We start from the raw sequence: 20,880 nt of genomic DNA, 5'->3' as shown, positions 1-20,880 counted from the left end.
CGACCGCGCATGCCGGTGCTTTCGGCGCTGGTGCCTGCCTTTACCATTCCGCGGGTGACCGCCTACGACGATCTTGACCCGTTCGAGCACCTGGACACCTCGATCCTGCCGCTCCGGCAGCAGCGGATCCTGGTCACGATCCGGGACTGGGTGACCAGATACGGGTACCCGCCGAGCACGCGGCAGATCGGCGACGCCGTCGGCCTGCGGTCGTCGTCCTCGGTCTCGAAGCACCTGCGAAGCCTCGAAGAGCAGGGGTTCCTCCGGCGCAGCGACACGATGTCCCGCCCGATCGACGTGCGTGCGTTCCTGCGGGACCCCTCGACTCGGGAGCCAGCCGAGGACTCGGTGCCCGTGCCCGTGGTCGGCGACATCGCCGCTGGTGTCCCCATCGCGGCCGAGGAGCACGTCGACGACGTCCTGAAGCTGCCCCGCGGGCTCACCGGCCGCGGCAACGTCTTCGGCCTGCGGGTGCGCGGCGACTCGATGATCGACGCCGCCATCTGCGACGGCGACATCGTCGTGGTGCGCCAGCAGCCCGAGGCGCACTCCGGGCAGATCGTGGCCGCGCTGATCGACGACGAGGCCACCGTCAAGGTCTACCGCCGCCGCAACGGCCACGTCTTCCTCGAGCCGCGCAACCCCGACTACGACGTCATCGACGGTGACGAGGCCGTGATCCTGGGAACCGTCGTTTCAGTGCTGCGCAGCGTCTGAACGGCGCCATCGCCCCGCCGGTGCCACCACCCGCCGCCCGCTTCCGGGAAAACGCTTGCCGCTTCGACACTTTCGGGTTGGGGGCGTTGTGTGCCGACCTGCGGATGTCGATGGACATCGAGGTGTTGCGGACAGTCTTGATGGACCCGGAGAGGCGGCGCGGTGGCAACGGGAGCTCAGCACAGGTCGTGGCATTCCCTTCCCGACGGCCGAGTGGTCTCCTGCACATCACCGTCGGAAGTGCCGGCCGCCTGGGAGGATCTGAACCAGGACGGCACGTACGCGGAGGCGGTCCGGGGACTCCGGCCCGGTTCCCACATCGCGGATGTCGGTTCGCACCACGGACTTTCCGCGATCTTCTTTGCCGATCACCTTCCGGACGCCAGAATCCTCGCCTTCGAACCGGTCCCTCCCGCGTTCGAATGCCTCCGGGAGAACCTGCTCCGCTACGTGCCGAACGGGCAGCCCTTCCACTGCGCGCTCGGGGAGGAGCCCGGGAACCGGGAACTGACGCACTCGGTGGCCGAGGCACCCGCCGCACACAGGGGCGGCAACGTCCGGCAGGCGCACGAACTCCGCAGGCGCGACGCGGTCGAAAGGACCTGCTCGGTCCGGGTGACCACGCTGACCAGGGTGGCCGAACGCCAGCAGGTCGAGTCCATCGACCTGCTCCGGATCGGTGCGCGGCACGCCGATCCGGAGGTGCTCCGCGGGGTCGATGACGACCTGTGGCCCCGGATCCGCCGAATCGTCGTGGAACCCCACGACGAAGACGGGCTTGCCAGAACAAAAATGCTTCTGCGCGCACGGGAGTACGAAGTCGCGCAGGGGTCCGGTCGCCGGATGCTGCTCGCGAGGCGCTGCGCGTGACGACTCGCCTAGCCGCCGACGGACGGCAGGTAGCGCGGCGGGCGCCACGCGCCGAGCTCGCGCTCGGCCGCCGCGGCCAGTGCCAGCAGAGCCTGATCCTGCCGGTCACCGGCCATCAGCAGGAGCCCGACCGGCAGCTCACCGACGAACCCGGCCGGCACCGACACCGACGGGTAGCCCGCCACCGCCGCCGGGGTCGACGACGGGATGACGTCGTTGTCCCCGCGCACACAGTCGGTGGTCCACGCGGGCGGGTTCGCCGGCGAGGCGATGGCGTCCAGCCGGTGCGCGGTCATCGTCTCGTCGATCGACCGCGCGGACAGCTCGTCCAGCTCGGCGCGCATGGCCAGGTAACCGGGATCGGTGGTCGCGGGTGCGACCAGGACCCGCTCGAACAGCTCCTGACCGGCGAAGCAGGTCTGCTCCTGGGGGTGCGTGCGGTTGAACTCGACCAGCTCGGCCAGGTCGCGCGGCCCGTCTCGGGTGGCCAGGTAGGCGTCGATGTCGCGGTGGAACTCGCTGAGCAGTGCCGGGAACTCCAGCTCCGCGAGCCGGTCCTGGTAGGGCAGCGCCACCTCCACCACCTCGGCTCCCGCCGCGCGGAACCGCTCGGCCGCGCGGGTCATCACTGCGTCGACGTCCGGCCCGAGCGACGGCAGCCGCCACAGCCCGATCCGCTTGCCGCGCAGGGGAACCGGACGCGGCGGGTCGCCCGCGCGGTCGCCCCGCAGCACCGACAGGGTCAGGGCGGCGTCGACCACGTTGCGCGCCATGGGACCGGCGGTGTCCTGTTCGGACGAGATCGGCACCACGCCGTCGCCGCTGACCAGGCCGAGGCTCGGCTTGTGACCGACCACCCCGTTCATCCCGGCCGGGCACACGATCGACCCGTCGGTCTCGGTGCCGATCGCCACCTGCGCGAGCGATGCCGCGACCGCTGCGGCCGAGCCGGAGGACGAACCGCAGGGATTGCGGTCCAGGACGTAGGGGTTGCGGGTCTGGCCTCCCACCGCCGACCACTCCGAGGTCGGCTTCTCGGCGCGGAAGTTGGCCCACTCCGAGAGGTTCGTCTTGCCCAGGACCACCGCGCCCGCTTCCCGCAGGCGGGTCACCAGGGCGGCGTCGTCGCGGGGCGGTCTGCCCGCGAGCGCGAGCGATCCGGCGGTGGTCGGCAGGTCGCGGGTGTCGACGTTGTCCTTGAGCAGCACCGGAATTCCGTCGAGCGGGCCGCGGACGGCTCCGGTGCGGTGGCGCAGGTCGCTGGCCGCCGCCTGGCGCAGCGCCGCCGGGTCGGTGCGCAGCACCGCACCGATCACGGGGTCCACGGCGCGGATGCGCCGCAGGTATGCCGCCGTCAGGGACACCGAGGTCAGCGACCCGCGCGCCATGCGCTCCTGGAGCTGCGGGATGGTCACCACGTCGAGATCGGCGTGGACGCCACCTGCGAGCCCGTCACCTGCGGGGCCGTCAGCAGAGACCCGGCGAGGACGGCTGCGGTCAGCGCGGCGGCGCCTCTGATGCGCATGGGATCATGCAAACACCGCCGACGAGGACCCCGCAAGATCCGCTCGGCGCAACCGGCGCCCCCGGGCCCGCCGCCACGCGCGGGGCGATAATGGTGCGGTGCTCCTGCTCATCGTCGAGGACGACGACCACGTGGCGTCCGCGCTGGCCGCGGTGCTCGGGCGGCACGGCTTCGACACCGAACGCGCCCGCACCGGAGCGCAGGCGCTGGAGGCGCTGTCCCACGACCCCGACCTCGTGCTGCTGGACCTGGGACTGCCCGACACCGACGGTTTCGACCTGTGCAGGCGGATGCGGCAGCGCTACGACCGCCCGATCCTGGTCGTCACGGCCCGCACCGACACGCGCGCCCGCATCCACGGCCTCAACCTCGGCGCCGACGACTACGTGGTCAAGCCCTACGACGTCGGCGAGCTCATCGCCCGCATCCACGCCGTCGCCCGGCGCAGCGCACCGCGCGGCGAGACGGCCACCCCGACCCGCCACGCCGGCCCGATCAGCGTCGACGTGGACAGCCGCGAAGCCACCGTCGACGGCAGGCCGGTGCAGCTCACCCGCAAGGAGTTCGACCTGCTGGCGATGCTGGCCCGCCAGCCCGGCGTGGTGTTCAGCCGCGGCCAGATCCTCAGCGAGGTGTGGAGCACGCACTGGCAGGGCAGTCAACGCACCCTGGAGGTGCACGTGGCATCGCTGCGCACCAAGCTCGGCCTCCCGGACGCGGTGCAGACCGTGCGCGGCGTCGGTTACCGGTTGAGGCCCTGACCGTGCGCGCCCGGATCACGGCGCTGCTGCTGACCCTGGTGGCGTGCCTGCTGCTCGCGCTGAGCGTGCCGCTCGCGCTTTCGACGGCGGCCCGCGAGACCGAGGGCGTCTTCCTCGACCGGCTCAACGACACCGAGCGGTTCGCCGGTCTGGCCGAGCAGGCCACGACCGACGTCGACCTGCCGTGGCTGGCCGGTGAGCTCGCCCGCTACCAGCAGGTGTACGGGATCACCGCGGCCGTGCTGGACCGCGACGGCGCGGTGCGCACCGGTTCCTCGCCGCCCGGCCCGTCGATCGCGGCCGACCCCGCGGTGCGCGCGGCGCTCGCGGGCAGGCGCAGCGAGGCGCCCCGGTGGGTAGCGCCGTGGCAGCCGGAACCGCTGGTGGTGGCGGTGCCGGTGCTGCGGGCCGGGGACGTCGTCGGGGCCGCCGTCACGATCTCGCCGACCACCGAGCTGCGGCAGCGGGTGGCGTGGTGGTGGGCGCTGGTGGCCGGCGGCGCGCTGGTCGCGGTGGTGGTGTGCACGCTGCTCACCAGCCGCTTGGCCCGGTGGGTGCTGAGGCCGGTGCACGACCTCGACGCCGTCGCGCACGACATCGCCCAGGGGCGGTTCGACGCCCGCGTCGGCGATGCCGGCGGACCGCCGGAGCTGCGGCGCCTCACCACGTCGTTCAACGACATGGCCGACGCCGTGCAGACGTCGTGGCAGCGCCAGCGGTCGTTCGTCTCCGACGCCTCCCACCAGCTGCGCAACCCGCTGAGCGCGCTCCTGCTGCGCCAGCAGGCCCTGGAGATGGATCTGCCCCCGGAGCTGCGGGAGGACTGGGCGAGCGCGCAGGAAGAGGGCCGCCGCCTCCACCGCGTGCTGGACGAGCTGCTGGCGCTGGCCACCGCGGAGCAGTCGGTCTCACCGCCCGCGGAGATCTCGCTGGGCGACCTGGTCGACGAGCGGATCGCGAGCTGGCAGCCGGCCGCCGGACAGCGCGGCATCGGCCTCGAACGCACCGGGGCCGACGACGTCCGCGGCTTCGCCGACCCCACCGCGCTCGGCAGCGCGCTGGACGCGGTCCTGGACAACGCGATCAAGTTCAGCCCGGAGGGCGGGCGGGTCGTCGTCGACGTCGGGACCAGCGATGAGGATGCCGTGATCACCGTCCTGGACGAGGGCCCCGGGCTGGCGGCCGACGAGCTCGACCGGATCGGCAACCGGTTCTGGCGCAGTCCGCGGCACCAGAACGTGGAGGGCTCCGGGCTCGGCGTCAGCATCGCCAAAGCCCTGCTGGCTTCCTTCGGCGGAGCTCTGGAGGCGCGCAACCGCGAACGCCGCGGCCTCGCCGTGGCGGTGCGCGTGCCCGTGCCGCCGGATCAGCGCTTGACCTCGCGGTAGTAGCGCAGCGCGCCCTCGTGCAGCGGCAGCGGGCTGGTGGCGATCGCGGCGCGCGGGTCGAGCTGGGCCGCGGTGGGGACCGCGCGCTCCAGCCGCTGCCGGTCGTCGAAGATCAGCTCCAGGACCTCGTGGACCAGGACCGGGTCGGTCGCCGCGCTGGTCACCAACAGGTCGGGCACGGCGATGGTGTCCACGAGCACCGCGTTGGAGTACACGCCGCGCGGGATGCTCGCGGCGCGGTAGTAGGGGCCGTAGCGCACGCGCATCGGACCCAGCAGCTCGCCGAGCGGCACCAGCCTCAGCGGGCGCCGCCCGGCCAGCCGCACGATGCTTCCGGTCGGCAGGCCGCCCTGCCAGAACAGGGCGTCCAGCCTCCCCTGGTCCAGCGCGGTGAGCGCCTCGCTGAACCCGAGCCGCTCCTCGGTGACGCGTCCGCGCAAGCCGCTCACCTCCAGCACCCGCCCGGCGACCAGGGCGCTGCCCGACCCGGCCGGTCCGACCGACACCCGACGGCCGGCCAGGTCGGCGATCCGGCGCACCGGCGACTCGCCGGTGACGACCAGGTGCACGTAGTCGTCGAACAGCCGCCCCACAGCCCGCGGTGGTTCGGGCAGCGCGAAGGGCTCCTGGCCGTGCTGGGCGGCGGCCGCCGCGTCGAGCGCGGCCAGGCCGAAGGTGCCCGGGGTGCCCGCCGCCCGGCGCAGGTTGTCGACGGTGCCGCTGGTCGTCACCGTCGACACCCGCGCCTCGGGCAGCCCGGCCGCCAGGACCGCCGCCAGCTCCCGGCCGTAGGCGAAGAAGAACCCCTGGGTCTCGCCGGTGGCCACGACCACGGGCGTGCCCGCGGCGGGCCGGGAGCCGTCCAGCAGCGAGCAGCCGGCTGTTGCCAGCACCAGCGACAACAGCCCGCGCCTGGTCAGCTCGCCGGGATGCACCGGACCATCATGCGCGTTCGGGCAGCCGCTCGTCCGACCGGCCCGCGGTCTCCGCGAAGCCGGCGCCTTCACCGTCCTCGCCCGCGCTCTCGCCGGAGCCGGCCGCGATCTCGTCGGAGCTACTGGTGCCCTTGTCGGACCCGCCCGCGCTCTTGTCGAGCACGGCGGCGGCCAGCGAGTTGCCGAACACGTTCACCGCCGTGCGGGCCATGTCGGCGAGGAAGTCCACGCCCATCAGCAGCGCGATGCCCTCGACCGGGAGACCGAGCGTCTTGCCCGCGGCCATCAGCACCACGATCGAGGCCGACGCGACACCGGCCATGCCCTTGGACAGCACGACGAGCACCAGGACCATGGTCAGCAGCGTGCCCGCGCTGAGGTCCATGCCGTAGGCGTTGGCCAGGAAGACCAGTGCGACGGCCTGGTACAGCGTGGAACCGTCGGTGTTGAACGAGTAGCCCAGCGGGACGACGAACGACGCCGTGCTGCGGCGGATGCCGTGCTTCTCCAGCCTGGCCAGCAGCGGCGCGAGCACCGCCTCCGAGGAGCGGGTGACGAAGGCGATCCCGGCGAGGCCGCCGACCGCCCGCAGCAGCGCGACGTAGCGGACCCGGAAGATCGCCGCGGTGATCGGGAAGACCACCAGCAGGATGACCGCGAGTCCGAAGTAGACGACGCCGACGAAGCTCACCAGGCCCTTGAGCCCGGACAGCCCGTAGTGCGCGACGTCGTAGGCCAGGAAGCCCAGGATGCCCAGCGGTGCCAGCCGGATCACGAAGCCGACGACCTTGAACATGACCTCGCTGACGGTGTCGAGCACCGACCGCACCGGTGCGGCCTTGTTCCCGACCGCGGCCAGGCCGACGCCGAAGAACACCGCGAACAACAGCACCGCGAGCAGGTTGCCCTCGGCGAAGGCCTTGAACACGTTGTCCGGCACCGCGTGCAGGAGCAGCTGCGCGAAGTCGACCTCGGCGGGCTTGCCGTCACCGGGGAGCTGCCCGACGTCGCCGCCGGAGGTCGGCATGCCGGTGCCGATGTCGAACGCCTTCGCCAGGCCGACCGCCACCAGCAGGATCACCGTCGTGATGACCTCGAAGTACAGGATGGTCCGCCAGGCCAGCCTGCCCAGGTTCTTCACCGACTCCATCTGCGTGATGCCCAGCACGATGAGCGGGAACACCAGCGGCAGCACGATCATCTCGACGAGCCGGATGAACAGGTCACCGAGGATCTTCATGTTCTCCCCGACATCCGGGGCGAAGACTCCGATCGCGGTGCCGACGACCATCGCCAGCAGGGCCTGCACACCCATCGGCAACCGCCACCAGCGACGCTTCCTCGGCTCTCCAGCAGGCCGGTCAGCCCCCTGCGGGGCGGTCTCTGGACTGGTCGTAGCGCTCACAGCACCTCCTCCGGATTTCCGCCGGGTTCACACGGCGGTCACGTTGGGGCGAGACCGTAAGCGCCGCCTGTGCGGCCGGTCACCGGAGTTGAGGAAAAGTTGAGCTTTCCGCGGGGTTGGGCAAGATTTGAGGTTTCCCCTCAGCGCGCCGCTGAACAGCGAAAACAGTGACGGCGCAGACCTCGGCTCCGAGACGGCCCCGTTGACCGGCCGATCGGAGCGGGGCAGCATCCCCGCACATCGCGGCAGCGGCTCGGCCGACGCGGTGGGTGTCCACCCCGGACGGACGCGCCGCCTGCACCTCCCACCCGCACCGAGCATCGGAGGCGTCATGACATCGCGCACGGAGCACGACCTGATCGGCGACCGCGAGGTCCCCGCCGACGCCTACTACGGCGTGCACACCGCGCGGGCCGTGGACAACTTCCGCATCACCGGCACGCCGATCGCCACCTACCCCGACCTGATCAACGCCCTGGCCTCGGTCAAGGAGGCCGCCGCCCGCGCCAACCACGACCTCGGACTGCTCGACCAGCGGCGGGCGGAGGCGATCACCGCGGCCTGCGCCGAGATCCGCGCCGGGAAGTTGCACGAGCAGTTCGTGGTCGACGTGATCCAGGGCGGCGCAGGCACCTCGACCAACATGAACGCCAACGAGGTCATCGCCAACCGCGCGCTGGAACACCTCGGCCACACCCGCGGCGACTACCACCACCTGCACCCGCTCGAACACGTCAACCTGGCCCAGAGCACCAACGACGTCTACCCCACCGCCATCAAACTCGCCCTCACCACCGGCCTGCACCGCCTCCACACGGCCATGGGCGCACTCGCCGAAGCCTTCCACGACAAGTCCGTGGAGTTCGCCGACGTCCTCAAGATGGGACGCACCCAGCTACAAGACGCCGTCCCCATGACCCTGGGCCAGGAACTCAAAACCTACGCCATCATGCTCGAGGAAGACCGCCAACGCCTCACCGAAGCCACCGACCTCCTGCTGGAGATCAACCTCGGCGGCACCGCCATCGGCACCGGCATCAACACCCACCCCGACTACGCCGCGAGCGCCTGCACCCACCTCGCCCGCATCACCGCCATCCCCGTCCGCACCGCCGACAACCTCGTCGAAGCCACCCAGGACGCCGGCGCCCTCGTGCAGCTGTCCGGCGTGCTCAAACGCGTCGCGGTCAAACTCTCCAAAACCTGCAACGACCTGCGCCTGACCTCCTCCGGCCCCCGCGCCGGACTCAACGAGATCAACCTGCCCGCCGTGCAGGCCGGATCCAGCATCATGCCCGGCAAGGTCAACCCCGTCATCCCCGAAGTCGTCAACCAAGTCGCCTTCGAAGTCATCGGCAACGACGTCACCGTCACCCTCGCCGCCGAAGCCGGCCAACTCCAGCTCAACGCCTTCGAACCCGTCATCGTCCACAGCGCGCTCAAATCGCTGACCCACCTCACCGCCGCCTGCGACACCCTCACCACCCGCTGCGTCACCGGCATCACCGCCAACCGCACGCAACTCGAGCACACCGTCCGCAACTCCATCGGACTGATCACCGCCCTGAGCCCCTACATCGGCTACACCAACGCCACCACCATCGCCCAGCAAGCCCTCACCACCGACCGCAGCATCACCGACCTCGTCCTCGACACCGGCCTCATCACCCCCGACCAACTCGCCACCCTCCTCCAACCCGAACAGCTCACCCAGCCGCGGCCCCTCGGGAACGCGCCCGCGAACTAGTGTCGTGAGTCGTTAATTCGTTGGCAGTAGGCTGCGAGGGTTTGGAAGATTTCGTCGGCGGTCTTGGTCCAGACGAAGGGTGTGGGGTCGGCGTTCCAGGATTCGATCCAGGCGCGGACGTCTGCTTCGAGTTCGGTGACGCTGCGGTGGGCGGATCGGCGGAGTTTGCGGTTGGTCAGCTCGGCGAACCACCGTTCGACGAGGTTGAGCCAGGAGGCGCTCGTGGGGGTGAAGTGCACGTGGAAGCGCGGGTGGCGCAACAACCATTTCTTGATCACGGGTGTCTTGTGCGTCGCGTAGTTATCACAGATCAGGTGCAAGTCCAGTTCGGCGGGAGTGTTCTTGTCGATGGTCTTCAGGAATTTCAGGAACTCCTGATGGCGGTGCCGCCGGTAGTGCTGGCTGATGATGGATCCGGTGGCCACGTCCAGGGCGGCGAACAGGCTGGTGGTGCCGTGCCGGACATAGTCGTGGGTCATGCGCGCCGGGGTGGTGGGCATGACCGGCAGGATCGGCGCGGTGCGATCCAGAGCCTGTATCTGGGATTTCTCATCGACGCAGAGGACCAGGGCGTTTTCCGGTGGGTCCAGGTAGAGGCCGACAGAGGCCGACGACGTCTCGGACCTTTTCCACGAACAGCGGATCGGTGCTGAGCTTCCAGGTCTGCACCAGGTGCGGCTTGAGCTCAAAAGCCCGCCAGATCCGGGAAATCGCCGTCTGCGACATCCCGACCGCGTTCGCCATCGAACGAGTCGACCAATGCGAGTCCTCGTTCGGCGGCGCCTCCTCCAGTGTCTTGGCGATCACGGTTTCGACCTGTTGGTCAGTGATCGTGCGCGGGGCACCCGGCCGGGGCTCGTCCGACAATCCCTCCAGGCGATCAGCGACAAAGCGGCGGCGCCACTTCGTCACCGTCGGAGGGGAAATCTGCAACTGCCGCGAGACGTCCATGTTGGACACTCCCTCGGCGCAGGCGAGCACGATCCGTGCCCGCAACGCCAACGCCTGCGCGGTTTTCGGGCGACGCGCCCACCTCTGAAGCGTCTCCCGTTCAGCGTCCGTCAACGCCAAATCGGGCAAACGCGGACCTCTACGACCCATCACCAAAACATACAACAAACTTTCAACTCAGGACACTAGGACCACGCGGTCACGGAGGCCACGCGCCGTCGCGGGGTCGCAGGTCTCCACCATCGCCCGCAGGGCCTCGATCGTGACCGGCGGTGCCTACGGCCCCCAGACGTCGGTGCCCGCCGTAGAACGTCGGAAGCCCGCACCACGGGGAACCGGCTACGGGCAGCACATCCGGGAGCTGCCCGTAGCCACCTACCCGGCGGTTCCCGCCTGCTCGGGCGCGACAGTCGACCTTCTGTCCGGCCTCGACCCCGTCACGGCCGTGCTCTGGACAGCACGTCGAGCAGACGGTCGTGCTTGCTGGGGAATTCGTAGAGCGCCGTCAGCAGCATGTTGGCCCATCCGTGCGCGATCCAGCCCTGGTGATCGGCGAGCTCCTCGACGACGGCGTCGAAGGTGAACGGGATGTCGCGGACCGCGTCCGTCTCCCAGTTGTCGATCGAACGTCCGGCCGCACGGGCCGCCTTGACGCGCGCGGCGTCCCACTTGGTGCCGGCCAGGTCGACGTGTCCGAGGAACGCCCACTGGTACCGGTTCGCGTCCAAAATCAGGGAATGGAACACCCCGGCCGCGGGTGGGATGTCGATGCCCAGTTCCTCCTCGATGCCTCGGCGCAGCGTGGCGTAGGGGTCGGGACGGCCGGCGGTCAGGTCGTCTGCTCGCATCCCCTCGTTGACGGAGATGTGGGTCAACGGGCGGTTGCTGGAGATCCTTGCGTTTCGCTTCGTCAGCAGCAGCCGCCCGTCCGCGGTGACCACCGTGGCGTTGATGCCGAAGGAGTGCGAAAGACCCGGCAGCACCTCGCGGAGCAAGCCGGCCGAGAGCGTCTCCACGTCGAGGTCGCGGACGTGCTGTGCCCAGGCGTTGGTCAGCACCGAGAAGGTCGCGTAATCGGTCTGGTGGAAGTGGATGCGCAACTGGGGCTCGTCGTAGCGCGGATCGCGGGAGACGCGGACCGCGGCGACCCCGAGCTTCTCCTCGTTCCACGCACTCGGATCGTCCTCGATCCGTCGGCGTTGTTGCTCGATCCGTTCGGGCAGTTCGGCAACGGCGACCGGACGCAACTCCTCCGGCAGTCGCTCGATCCGCTCACCGAGCGGCTCGGCGACCACCAGCTTGGTGTCGAGGTGGTCCCGGCCGAATCCGCGCGGGCTGAACTGGTGGACGAAGACCCGCTCGCGAGCATGGCCGAGGGTGAGGAACTCGCCGCTCACCGCCAGCTTCCGCATCGCCTTGCGCCCCTTGCGACGCGCTCGGAGCTTGCGCATGCGGGCCATCACATGGCGATCCCATGGGCGGCCCAGCACGCGTTCGGCGAAAGCGCCCATCCCGGCACCGACCACCAACAACACGACGTCCTTGAGCGAGAACGCGTCCACCGGGTCAAGATAGCCGCACTCCGCCCGAGGCCGGGCCGGTTTCACCGTGGCACACGCATGTGCTGCCGTATCCGTGCTGGTTGCCTACGGTTGGGACGTGACAGGCCAGTCGTCGTACACCGTCCCGGTCGAACCCGCGTTCCTGGACACCGAGTCGCAGCAAGCCGTGTGGTTCCTGGGCGCCCTCGTCCGCATCCGGGCCGGGGTGGAGCGCACCGCCGGGAACTTCGCCCTGCTGGAACACCAGGGGGCGCCGCGGGGCTACGGCAGCCCGCTGCACCGCCACCACGCCGAGGAGGAGACGTTCTTCGTCCTCGACGGCGAGCTGCGGGTCGTGGTCGACGGTGTCACTCGCGGCGCGGGCCCCGGCGCGGTGGCCCTGCTGCCGCGCGGGTTGCCCCACGCGTACGTGGTGACCAGCCCGCAGGCGCGTTTCCTGACCATGACGACCCCAGGTGGTTTCGACCGTTTCGTGCTGGAAGCGGGCACGCCTGCCACCAGCTTCGAGGCTCCCCCGGCCGACGACGTGCCACCGACCCTGGACGAACTGACCCGACTGGCCAACGCCTACAACATCGAAATACTCGGGCCGCCGCCCGCACCGTGACCTCCTCGCGGAAGAGGTCAGTGCAAGGCGTAACCGACCAGCATGGCCATCCCCAGGCCCAGGGAGAGGAACGACAGGACCGCGCCGACCACGGCCAGCAACTTGCCACGGCGGTGTCCGACGCAGCCGACGATCCCGAGGGCGAGTCCGGCCAGCGCGAACGGGAAGGCGAGGTAGTGCCGCACCCCTCAGGTCGATCGGGAGCAACGGCACCACGCACCCGAGAAGACCGAGGACCACCGCGGCCACCGCCGGCCCTAACCCCTTGGGAGGCTGCACCGGAGCTGGGCCGCCGTGCCACCCAGGGCCGTTCGGGTGGGCCCAGGGCTGCTGCTGACAGGGGTGCGGCGGCATCGGGCCCTGCGGCGGTGCCGGTGCGGAGTACGCGACGTTCGGCCCCTGGGCCGACGCATCGGGCTGCGGGGCCGGCGCGTTCGGCTCGGGCGGCGGGCCGTAGGTCATGGGGCGCTCCTCGAGGACAGAACCGCGTAGGACGCGGGGTACGTCGGCTGCTTGATGCCTACGCGAGGAGGACCCGAGCGGCAAGCCCCTTCTACGAACTCGTCCACCCGGTGCCGCCCACCGAGGCCGCCGGCGGCCTCGGTGCGCCTGGCGGCGCGCGGAAACGGCGGAATAGGCTCGGCTTCGACGTCCATGCCAGCGGTCGTTGCCGAGACCGGACGACGAGCGGACGGGAAGTGACAGTGCGGCAGCGAGGCCACCCCACCGGCCCCACCGGGCCCGTGACGACACGAGCCCTGACCTTGCTGGACTGCTTCGCGCCAACCAGACCGGCGCTGACGTTGAGCCAGCTCGCGCTGCGCGCCGGGATGCCGCTGTCGACCGCGCACCGGCTGGTCGGCGAGCTCGTCGGCTGGGGTGCCCTCGAGCGCGACGCCGACGGGGCCTACTGCATCGGGCTGCGGCTCTGGGAGCTCGGAGCGTTGGCTCCTCGCGGCGCGGGCCTGCGCGAACGGGCGCTGCCGTTCCTGGAGGACCTGTCCCAGATCACCCGCGAGAACGTGCAACTCGCCGTTCGCGAGGGCACCGAGGTCGTCTACGTCGAACGCATCGCCGGGTCGGGCGCGGTGCCGGTGCTCACCAGGGTCGGCGGCCGGTTCGCCCTCACCGCCACCGGCGTCGGGCTGGTGCTGCTCGCCCACGCCCCGGCCGAACTCCAGGACGAGGTCCTGGCCGCACACATCGACCGCTACACCGAACTGACCGTCACCGACCCCGCCCGGTTGCGGCGGTTGCTCGCCGACGTGCGGTCCAACGGCTTCTCCATCAGCGACCGGCAGGTCACGATGGACGCGATCTCGGTCGCCGCACCGATCATGGACACCCAGGGCCAGGCCGTCGCCGCGGTTTCCCTCGTCGTGCACCACGGCACCTCGCCCCACGCACTGGCTCCGCTGGTCCGCACCAGCGCCCGTGCGATCAGCCGCGCCTTGACCACGCCCTACTGACGACGCCCCGTCCTACTCACCACGCCACGCCCTGTTGACCAGTTCCGCCGACTCCTTCCATTTTCCGGAAGTGCTGTTCAGTCCGGGTTCGTGCACGCGCATGCTCTCCGCACCGCGCTGAGCCGAGCCGGCCGTCCCCCACCGGCCACCGGACGCGCGGTCACCGGAAGCAGTCGACAACGGAGTGCTGCTGTGCGTTTGCCGAACCGTCCGCGTCCCGAGGACCGGCTCCGATGAGCCCGCCGCTGAGGGATCTCATCGACGACCGGCCCATGTCCGGGTTCCAGTGGACCGTGGTCGCCGTGTGCGTGCTGCTGAACATGCTGGACGGCTTCGACGTGCTCGTCATGGCCTTCACCGGCAAGTCCGTCTCCGCCGACTGGGGACTCACCGGTGCCGAACTGGGCCTTCTGCTGTCCGCCGGCCTCGTCGGCATGGCCGCCGGGTCGATGTTCCTCGCCCCCTGGGCCGACCGCTTGGGCCGCCGCCCGGTCGTGCTCGGCTGCCTCGCCCTGGCGAGCGCGGCGATGCTGCTCTCGGCGGCCAGCCAGTCCGCCGCGCAGCTGGGCGTGCTGCGGGCCCTCACCGGCCTGGGCATCGGCGGCATCCTGGCCACGAGCAACGTCATCGCCGCCGAGTACGCGTCCCGGCGCTGGCGCGGCCTTGCCGTCAGCCTCAACTCCACCGGCTACGCCCTGGGCGCGACGATCGGCGGCCTGCTCGCCGCGCTGCTGATCGGCCAGTACGGCTGGCGGTCGGTTTTCCTTGCAGGCGGCCTGGCCACCGCGGCATCGATCCCGCTGGTGTGGTGGCGGCTGCCCGAGTCGCTGGACTTCCTGCTGGTCCGCCGACCACCGCGGGCCGTCGAACGGATCAACGCGGTGCTGGCCCGCATGGGCAAGCCCCGGCTGGGCGAACTCCCGGAGCCCGAACCTGCCCCGAAGGGCGTCGGATACCGCGAGCTGCTCACCCCGCGCCTGCGCCGGACCACGCTGGTGCTCTGGGCCGCGTTCTTCTGCGTCATGGCGGGGTTCTACTTCGTGACCAGTTGGACGCCCACGCTGCTGGTGGAGGCGGGACTCTCCCCCAGCGCGGGCATCACCGGAGGCACTCTGCTCAACGTCGGCGGCATCTTCGGCGCGGCGCTGCTCGGGCTCCTGGCCGTGCGGTTCGAGCTGCGGGCCGTGCTCGCCGCCTACCTCGTGGTGACCGGCGTCCTGCTCGCGGTGTTCATCGCCTCGACCACGTCGCCGGCCGTCGCGTTCGTCGTGGCCGCGCTGATCGGGGTGTTCGCCAACGGCTGCGTGGCCGGTCTCTACACGCTGACCCCGATCGTCTACGCCCCGGCGGTGCGCACCACGGGCGTCGGGACGGGACTCGCCATCGGCCGCGCCGGTGCGATCCTCGCGCCGGCGCTCGCCGGAGCGCTGCTCGACGGCGGCTGGACTCCGCAGCACCTGTACGTCCTGTTCTGCGCGGTCTTCGTCGTGACCGCCGCCCTCCTGGTCCTGCTCCGCGTTCGCACCCCCGCCGACACGGGCGCGACCACGACACAGCCGTCCACCCGAGTCGAGGGAGCCTCCTCATGAGCGCCATTCCCCGCAACCAGTGGTACGTCGCCGCCTACGGCACCGAGATCGGTCGCGACCTGTTCGCTCGCACCATCTGCGGTGAGCCGATCCTGTTCTGGCGCACCGAGTCCGGAACGGTGACCGCGAACTCCGACCGCTGCGTCCACCGCCGCTTCCCGCTGTCGCAGGCCCCCAGCCGGCTCGTCGGCGACCAGGTGGTCTGCGGCTACCACGGCTTCACCTACGGACCCGACGGCAAGTGCGTCGCCGTGCCGGGCCAGGCGCGCGTGCCGCGCACCGCGCGGCTCACCCCGTACCCGGTGGTCGAGCAGGACTCGTTCGTCTGGGTGTGGATCGGAGACCCGGCGCTGGCCGACCCGGCACGCATCCCCCGCGCGCCCTACCTGGACTCAGCCGACTACACGACGGTGTGCGGCCTGGAACCGCTGCGCGCACGGTTCTCGCTGCTCGTGGACAACCTGCTCGACCTGTCCCACGAGACCTACCTGCACGGCGGCTACATCGGCACCCCCGAGGTCGCCGACACCCCCATCAGCACCGAGGTCGACGACGACGCCGGCATCGTCTACGTGTCCAGGCACATGGACGACGCCGAATGCCCGCCCTTCTACGCCAAGTCCACCGGACTGGCGGGTCGGATCTCGCGCTGGCAGGACATCGAGTACACCCCGCCGTGCCTCTACAAGCTGCACAGCCGGATCGCGCCGGTCGGCTCGGTCCCGAACCCGGACGGCACCGACCCGGACGCCTTCCACGTCGAGGTCGTCTACGCGATCACCCCCGAGACCGAGCACTCCACGCACGACTTCTGGGCCGTGGCCCGCGACTTCGCCCTCGACGACCACGAGGTCTCGGAGTTCCTCGCCGAGAACAACCGCACCGTCGTGCTGCAGGACGTCGAGGCGCTCAACGTCCTCGAGCAGGTCGTCCAGACCGAGCCCCCGGGCTACCAGGAGCTGTCGATCAACATCGACACCGGCGGGCTCGCCGCCCGCCGGATGCTCGCCCGCATGGCCGGCCAGACCCCGCGCAACGCCCCCGCGGAGCGGACGCGATGACCGCGCGCAGCGACATCCCGGGCGCAGCGCCGGTCCTCGGCGGCGACCGCGTCTACCGCATCCACTGGGTGCTCGGCACCGACCGGCTCCGCGCGGTCTGCCACTGCGGTGCCGAGCGCATCTTCGAGGATCCGGTCGAACTGTGGGAATGGCTCCTCGCCCATCCCGACGGCCACCGGGCGGACGAAGACGCCCCGACCGGACCAGCCCAGGTCCCGCCACGCGAGCCGGCGCACGCGTCGGTCTGAGCCCAGGAGAGGAACGATGATGCCGAGCGAACCCGACCACCCGCTCGCTCTGGTCGTGGAGAAGAAGGAGTCGCTCGCCGACTGCGTCGTGCAGCTGACGCTGCGCGGCGCCGACGGCGCCGAGCTGCCCGACTGGACGCCCGGTGCCCACGTCGACCTCGTGCTCGGCGACGACCTCACCCGTCAGTACTCGTTGTGCGGCGACCCGGCCGAACGATCGGTGTGGCAGGTCGCCGTCCTGCGGGAAGAGGCAGGCCGCGGCGGATCCGCGCACGTGCACGACACCCTCACCGAGGGCGACACCGTGCACGCGCGGGGTCCCCGCAACAACTTCCAGCTCGTCGACGCGAGCCGGTACCTGTTCATCGCAGGCGGGATCGGCATCACCCCGATCGTGCCGATGATCGCCCGGGCCGACGCGGCCGGTGCGGACTGGCGACTGGTCTACGGCGGCCGCACCCGCCGTTCGATGGCGTTCCTGGACCGCCTCGAACAGCGGTACCGGGACCGGGTCGGCATCCGGCCGCAGGACGAAACCGGGCTGCTCGACCTGCCGACGCTGCTCGCCGAACCCGACGACGAGACCGCCGTCTACTGCTGCGGGCCGGAGCCGCTGCTCGACGCGGTGGCGGAGCAGTGCGCACGATGGCCGCAAGGCTGTCTGCACGTCGAGCGGTTCACGCCCAAGACCGGCGCCACAGAGGGCCCGCGGCAGTCGTTCGAGATCGAGCTCGCCCGGACCGGGACGACACTCACCGTGCCGGAAGACCGGTCCGTTCTGGAGGTCGTCGAGGAGTCCGGTGTCCCGGTGCTGTCGTCGTGCCAGGAAGGCACCTGCGGAACCTGCGAGACCACCGTGCTCGCGGGTGTGCCCGACCACCGCGACTCCGTGCTGACGGCCGAGGAACAGGCTGCCAACGACACGATGATGATCTGCGTGTCCCGGTCCTGTTCCGCCCGGCTGGTGCTCGACCTGTGACGGCGAGCAGCGCTCGCAGTGCTGCTCGCCGCACCAGTCGCACACCCGTGCTCCGGACCTGACCGATGAGCGACAATGCCGCCGTGGTTTCTGATGAACTGCTCGCCGCCGCCCATGCGCTGGAACGACTGGCCGCGGCCTCGACCGGCGGCGAGTGGCGGCTCACCGGGCTGCTGGCAACGCGCCCGGAGGTCATCGCCCACCACGACGACGGCACGACCGAACACATCGCCGAAGGCCGCACGCGCAGCGCCCGCTGGATCGCGGCGCTGTCGCCAGAGCTCGCGGCTCCGCTCGCCGAGTGGCTGCGCTCCGCGGCGCGGCAGGAGGAGGTCGACCCGGCCGCCGTCGAGGTCGCGCGAGTCCTGCGGCGGCGCATACCGAGCTGACCCGCCGGACGCCTGCCGTCACGGAGCGGCTCGACCCGCACGAAGATCGCATCGCTGAGCAGGACGAAGCGAGGGCCGCGATGCGATCACTGCGATGTTTAGACCAAAGGCAATCGGGCAATTCCGGAACCAGCAGTTCGCTTCACGAACTCGGGGGCATAAAGCACACGGGCCCGGCCGTGCCCCTCAGTCCGGACCGGCCCTCGGCCGACCGCAGCACCGACCCGGGAACGGACCCGATCGAACGCGTGCGCGACGGCCTGTCCGGACGCAGCCGCTGAAGAGGCCGGAGGTAGCAGATGAGCGAGTCGTCCCTGCGCGAGGCGACGCCGACGAACGTCGGAAAGCAGCGGATTCTTTTCCTGGGCAGCTCGAAGCGACTGCTTCACACGCGGGAGTGGGCTGCGGCGCAGGGATTCCAAGTGGTCGGCGAGCCCGTTGCCGGAGTGGACTGCGTGATCGCCGACGAGGACGTCTTGGACGGCATCTGCACGCCGGCGCAAAGCGTTCAGCTCGCCGAGGCGCGCAGCCGCGGCCTTGACTGCCTCTCGCCGGAGGAGGGACGACGACGGCTCGCGGAAACCGGGCACGAGGGGGAATACGTCGGCGACTTCCTACCGGCCCCTGGCGGTGGGCAGGCGCAAGCGTGGATCTTCTGATGTTTCGGGGCCACATACAGAAAACCGCTCGACCACAATTCGCTGCGGGCGATGATCCGCTACGGACCAAGCGCCTGCCCTCGGACACTATGCGTCCTTTGTGGATAGACGACTGGCGGAATCACCTCTCGTTGCGGGTTCCTCCGCTTCACGTCGGGTGAGCACCAAGGGGGCGTCCTCGGTGATGGCGACCGTGTGCTCGGCGTGGGCCGTGCGCGAGCCGTCGGCCGACCGGATGGTCCAGCCGTCGGCGTCGTAGACGATCTGGTCGGTCGTGCGGGCGAACCAGGGTTCGAGCGCGAGGGTCAGGCCGGGGCGGAGCTTCAGGCCTCGGCCCGACCGGCCCTTGTTGGGAACGTGGAGATCCTCGTGCATGGTGCGGCCGATGCCGTGACCACCGAACTCGGTGTTGACCGGATAGCCGCAGTCGCGGGCCACCGCCCAGATCGCCGCCGAGATGTCACCCAGGCGGTTGCCCGGACGTGCCACCTCGATCGCCGCCTCCAACGCTTCCTCGGTGGCGCGGATGATCCGCAGGTCCTCCTCGGCAGCGGCGCCGACAACGACCGTGCGCGCCGAGTCGGCCACCCAGCCGTCGATGCCGACTGCGATGTCCGCGCTGAGCACGTCCCCGTCGCGCAGCGTGTAGTCGCGGGGCAGGCCGTGCAGGACCGCGTCGTTGACCGACAGGCAGATGACGTTGCGGAACGGGCCCTTGCCGAACGACGGAGCGTAGTCCCAGTAGCACGACTCCGCCCCGCGCCGTTTGATCATGCCGCGCACGTGGTGCTCCAGGTCCAGGAGGTTGACCCCCACGTCAGCGAGCCGGCCGACCTCGGAGAGCACCTCGGCGACGAAACGCCCGGCCACGTGCATGCGCTCGATCTCCGCAGGCGTCTTCAGTTCGATCACGACTACCTCGCACCACCGGGTGTTGGTATTACTATACCGGCACTCTAACACCGACCGGTATAGTAATACCAGTCATGCCTGGGGGCACGGTCCGCCAACGCGACCTATCGACCCGCGGCCGGCGAGATCCCGCACGGGTGCGCGCGGCCCGCACCGAGGTCTTACCGGTCACCGCTTGCACCGGCAGGGAAAGACCCGCGGCGAAACGGCTGGTGCCGCGGTACACGCGTGGGACCAGACGAAACGCCACAACCCACGCACCACTTCTCTCCCCGGCGCCACCCGTCGCCACACGTGACCAAGCCGGCGACCTCGGGGAGGGAGAGCGTTCATGGCGTCCGAGGCGCCGTTACGCGGCCTGCGCATCTGGGCACTCCAGTACCACACGCCGACGCGGAGGTGAACCATGCCAGAGCCTGGCAGCCACAAGTACGACGTCAAGCGCACCAGGCGCCGCGGCGAATACGAAGACGCAGGCGTGCCCGACCAGCGAGCCGACGAAGCCGCCAGCGAAGACCTCCAACGCACGCACCCGCCCCAGCGCCCCGATGACGACCGCCCGGCAGGCCCGCTCGGGGAACGCCCGCGCGGCCCCGCCGGCGGGCAGGGACGCGAGCGCGACACCGAAGGCGGCGGCATCCGGCTGAGCAGCAGCGCCTTCAGCGACCACGCGATGCTTCCGCACCGGTGCAGCCGGGACGGCGGCAACATCGCTCCTGCCCTCGAGTGGTCCCAGGTCCCCGACGGCACCGCGGAGCTGGCCGTGCTCTGCGAGGACCCCGACGCACCGAACGGCACTTTCGTGCACTGGGTCGTCTCCAACATCCCGCCCACGGTGACCCGCATCGGTGGCGGCGACGTCCCGGACGAAGCGGTCGAATCCCGCAACGACTTCGGCGACCGTGGCTGGGGTGGGCCTCACCCGCCCGCCGGGGACGAAGCACACCGCTACTTCTTCCGGGTCTTCGCCTCCGAGCAGCCCCTCGGGCTTGGTGCCGATGCCACTGCTGACGACCTGCGCGACGCCCTCGCCGGCCACGAACTCGCACGCGGCAACATCGTCGGCCTGTTCCAGCGCTGACACTTCGTCGGCTGAAGGCGAGTCG

General features: G+C 70.7%; 20 protein-coding genes and 1 pseudogene. 14 read left to right on the top strand and 7 right to left on the bottom strand.

Annotated features, from left to right (window positions below; genetic code table 11):
* Positions 1-54: 54 nt before the first annotated feature.
* Positions 55-717, top strand: a complete 663-nt coding sequence (gene lexA, locus SACE_RS13750) for a transcriptional repressor LexA (RefSeq protein WP_009951305.1) — start codon at positions 55-57, stop codon at positions 715-717.
* Positions 718-957: 240 nt separating this feature from the next.
* Positions 958-1,587 carry an FkbM family methyltransferase gene (locus tag SACE_RS13745; protein WP_021342016.1) on the top strand — a complete coding sequence of 210 codons (630 nt, stop codon included), beginning with the start codon at positions 958-960 and terminating at the stop codon, positions 1,585-1,587.
* A gap of 8 nt (positions 1,588-1,595) precedes the next feature.
* On the opposite strand, the gene SACE_RS13740 is transcribed toward SACE_RS13745, so the two are convergent.
* Positions 1,596-3,005 carry an amidase family protein gene (locus SACE_RS13740; RefSeq protein WP_009951308.1) on the bottom strand — a complete coding sequence of 470 codons (1,410 nt, stop codon included), beginning with the start codon at positions 3,003-3,005 and terminating at the stop codon, positions 1,596-1,598.
* A 205-nt stretch (positions 3,006-3,210) separates the two neighbouring features.
* On the opposite strand from SACE_RS13740, the gene SACE_RS13735 reads away from it, so the two are divergent.
* Both SACE_RS13735 and SACE_RS13730 read left to right on the top strand, forming a co-directional pair.
* Positions 3,211-3,873, top strand: coding sequence for a response regulator transcription factor (locus tag SACE_RS13735; protein ID WP_009951312.1), 663 nt, complete (start codon positions 3,211-3,213; stop codon positions 3,871-3,873).
* Positions 3,874-3,875: 2 nt separating this feature from the next.
* Complete coding sequence (locus tag SACE_RS13730) at positions 3,876-5,261, top strand: sensor histidine kinase (protein WP_011873847.1); 1,386 nt, start codon at positions 3,876-3,878, stop codon at positions 5,259-5,261.
* On the opposite strand, the gene SACE_RS13725 is transcribed toward SACE_RS13730, so the two are convergent.
* Both SACE_RS13725 and SACE_RS13720 read right to left on the bottom strand, forming a co-directional pair.
* On the bottom strand, positions 5,240-6,196 hold the full coding sequence (locus tag SACE_RS13725; protein ID WP_009951316.1) for a TAXI family TRAP transporter solute-binding subunit: 957 nt from the start codon (positions 6,194-6,196) through the stop codon (positions 5,240-5,242). The genes SACE_RS13730 and SACE_RS13725 overlap by 22 nt on opposite strands.
* Before the next feature lie 7 nt (positions 6,197-6,203).
* Positions 6,204-7,511 carry a dicarboxylate/amino acid:cation symporter gene (locus SACE_RS13720; protein WP_011873845.1) on the bottom strand — a complete coding sequence of 436 codons (1,308 nt, stop codon included), beginning with the start codon at positions 7,509-7,511 and terminating at the stop codon, positions 6,204-6,206.
* A gap of 421 nt (positions 7,512-7,932) precedes the next feature.
* On the opposite strand from SACE_RS13720, the gene aspA reads away from it, so the two are divergent.
* Positions 7,933-9,348, top strand: coding sequence for an aspartate ammonia-lyase (aspA, locus tag SACE_RS13715; RefSeq protein WP_011873844.1), 1,416 nt, complete (start codon positions 7,933-7,935; stop codon positions 9,346-9,348).
* Here the strand turns inward: aspA and SACE_RS13710 are convergent.
* Positions 9,345-10,449, bottom strand: a pseudogene (locus SACE_RS13710) (IS630 family transposase). The gene aspA and the pseudogene SACE_RS13710 overlap by 4 nt on opposite strands.
* A gap of 287 nt (positions 10,450-10,736) precedes the next feature.
* Positions 10,737-11,861 carry a hypothetical protein gene (locus SACE_RS13705; protein ID WP_009947765.1) on the bottom strand — a complete coding sequence of 375 codons (1,125 nt, stop codon included), beginning with the start codon at positions 11,859-11,861 and terminating at the stop codon, positions 10,737-10,739.
* Between the two features lie 97 nt (positions 11,862-11,958).
* On the opposite strand from SACE_RS13705, the gene SACE_RS13700 reads away from it, so the two are divergent.
* Positions 11,959-12,468, top strand: coding sequence for a cupin domain-containing protein (locus SACE_RS13700; protein WP_011873841.1), 510 nt, complete (start codon positions 11,959-11,961; stop codon positions 12,466-12,468).
* Positions 12,469-12,485: 17 nt separating this feature from the next.
* On the opposite strand, the gene SACE_RS38300 is transcribed toward SACE_RS13700, so the two are convergent.
* A complete protein-coding gene (locus SACE_RS38300) occupies positions 12,486-12,653 on the bottom strand; it encodes a hypothetical protein (protein WP_009947767.1) in 168 nt (55 codons plus the stop codon).
* Positions 12,654-13,211: 558 nt separating this feature from the next.
* On the opposite strand from SACE_RS38300, the gene SACE_RS13695 reads away from it, so the two are divergent.
* The 7 genes from SACE_RS13695 to SACE_RS13665 all read left to right on the top strand — a co-directional run bounded on the left by SACE_RS13695 (position 13,212) and on the right by SACE_RS13665 (position 18,862).
* Positions 13,212-13,937 (top strand): IclR family transcriptional regulator, encoded by a 726-nt coding sequence (locus SACE_RS13695; protein WP_231850001.1) that lies wholly within the window; start codon positions 13,212-13,214, stop codon positions 13,935-13,937.
* A 233-nt stretch (positions 13,938-14,170) separates the two neighbouring features.
* The gene (locus SACE_RS13690; protein ID WP_009947769.1) at positions 14,171-15,526 is read left to right on the top strand and encodes an MFS transporter; all 1,356 of its coding nucleotides are present in this window, start codon (positions 14,171-14,173) and stop codon (positions 15,524-15,526) included.
* Positions 15,523-16,587, top strand: coding sequence for an aromatic ring-hydroxylating oxygenase subunit alpha (locus SACE_RS13685; protein ID WP_009947770.1), 1,065 nt, complete (start codon positions 15,523-15,525; stop codon positions 16,585-16,587). Before SACE_RS13690 ends, SACE_RS13685 begins: the two co-directional genes overlap by 4 nt.
* Positions 16,584-16,835 carry a hypothetical protein gene (locus SACE_RS13680; protein ID WP_009947771.1) on the top strand — a complete coding sequence of 84 codons (252 nt, stop codon included), beginning with the start codon at positions 16,584-16,586 and terminating at the stop codon, positions 16,833-16,835. Before SACE_RS13685 ends, SACE_RS13680 begins: the two co-directional genes overlap by 4 nt.
* Before the next feature lie 16 nt (positions 16,836-16,851).
* Positions 16,852-17,814 (top strand): PDR/VanB family oxidoreductase, encoded by a 963-nt coding sequence (locus tag SACE_RS13675; RefSeq protein WP_009947773.1) that lies wholly within the window; start codon positions 16,852-16,854, stop codon positions 17,812-17,814.
* A gap of 83 nt (positions 17,815-17,897) precedes the next feature.
* Positions 17,898-18,203: a hypothetical protein gene (locus tag SACE_RS13670; RefSeq protein WP_011873839.1), complete on the top strand. Its 306-nt coding sequence runs from the start codon at positions 17,898-17,900 to the stop codon at positions 18,201-18,203.
* 299 nt (positions 18,204-18,502) lie between these two features.
* The gene (locus SACE_RS13665; protein WP_009947776.1) at positions 18,503-18,862 is read left to right on the top strand and encodes a hypothetical protein; all 360 of its coding nucleotides are present in this window, start codon (positions 18,503-18,505) and stop codon (positions 18,860-18,862) included.
* Between the two features lie 87 nt (positions 18,863-18,949).
* Here the strand turns inward: SACE_RS13665 and map are convergent, their stop codons facing one another.
* On the bottom strand, positions 18,950-19,774 hold the full coding sequence (gene map / locus SACE_RS13660) for a type I methionyl aminopeptidase (protein WP_021341917.1): 825 nt from the start codon (positions 19,772-19,774) through the stop codon (positions 18,950-18,952).
* Positions 19,775-20,180: 406 nt separating this feature from the next.
* Here map and SACE_RS36450 point away from each other — a divergent pair, with 406 nt between their 5' ends.
* Positions 20,181-20,855, top strand: a complete 675-nt coding sequence (locus SACE_RS36450) for a YbhB/YbcL family Raf kinase inhibitor-like protein (protein ID WP_011873836.1) — start codon at positions 20,181-20,183, stop codon at positions 20,853-20,855.
* Positions 20,856-20,880 lie beyond the last annotated feature (25 nt).

Source organism: Saccharopolyspora erythraea NRRL 2338, from assembly GCF_000062885.1.
Taxonomy (GTDB): Bacteria; Actinomycetota; Actinomycetes; order Mycobacteriales; family Pseudonocardiaceae; genus Saccharopolyspora_D; species Saccharopolyspora_D erythraea.
Note: the sequence above shows the minus strand (reverse complement) of the source record. Positions and strands in the feature narration are given on the sequence as shown.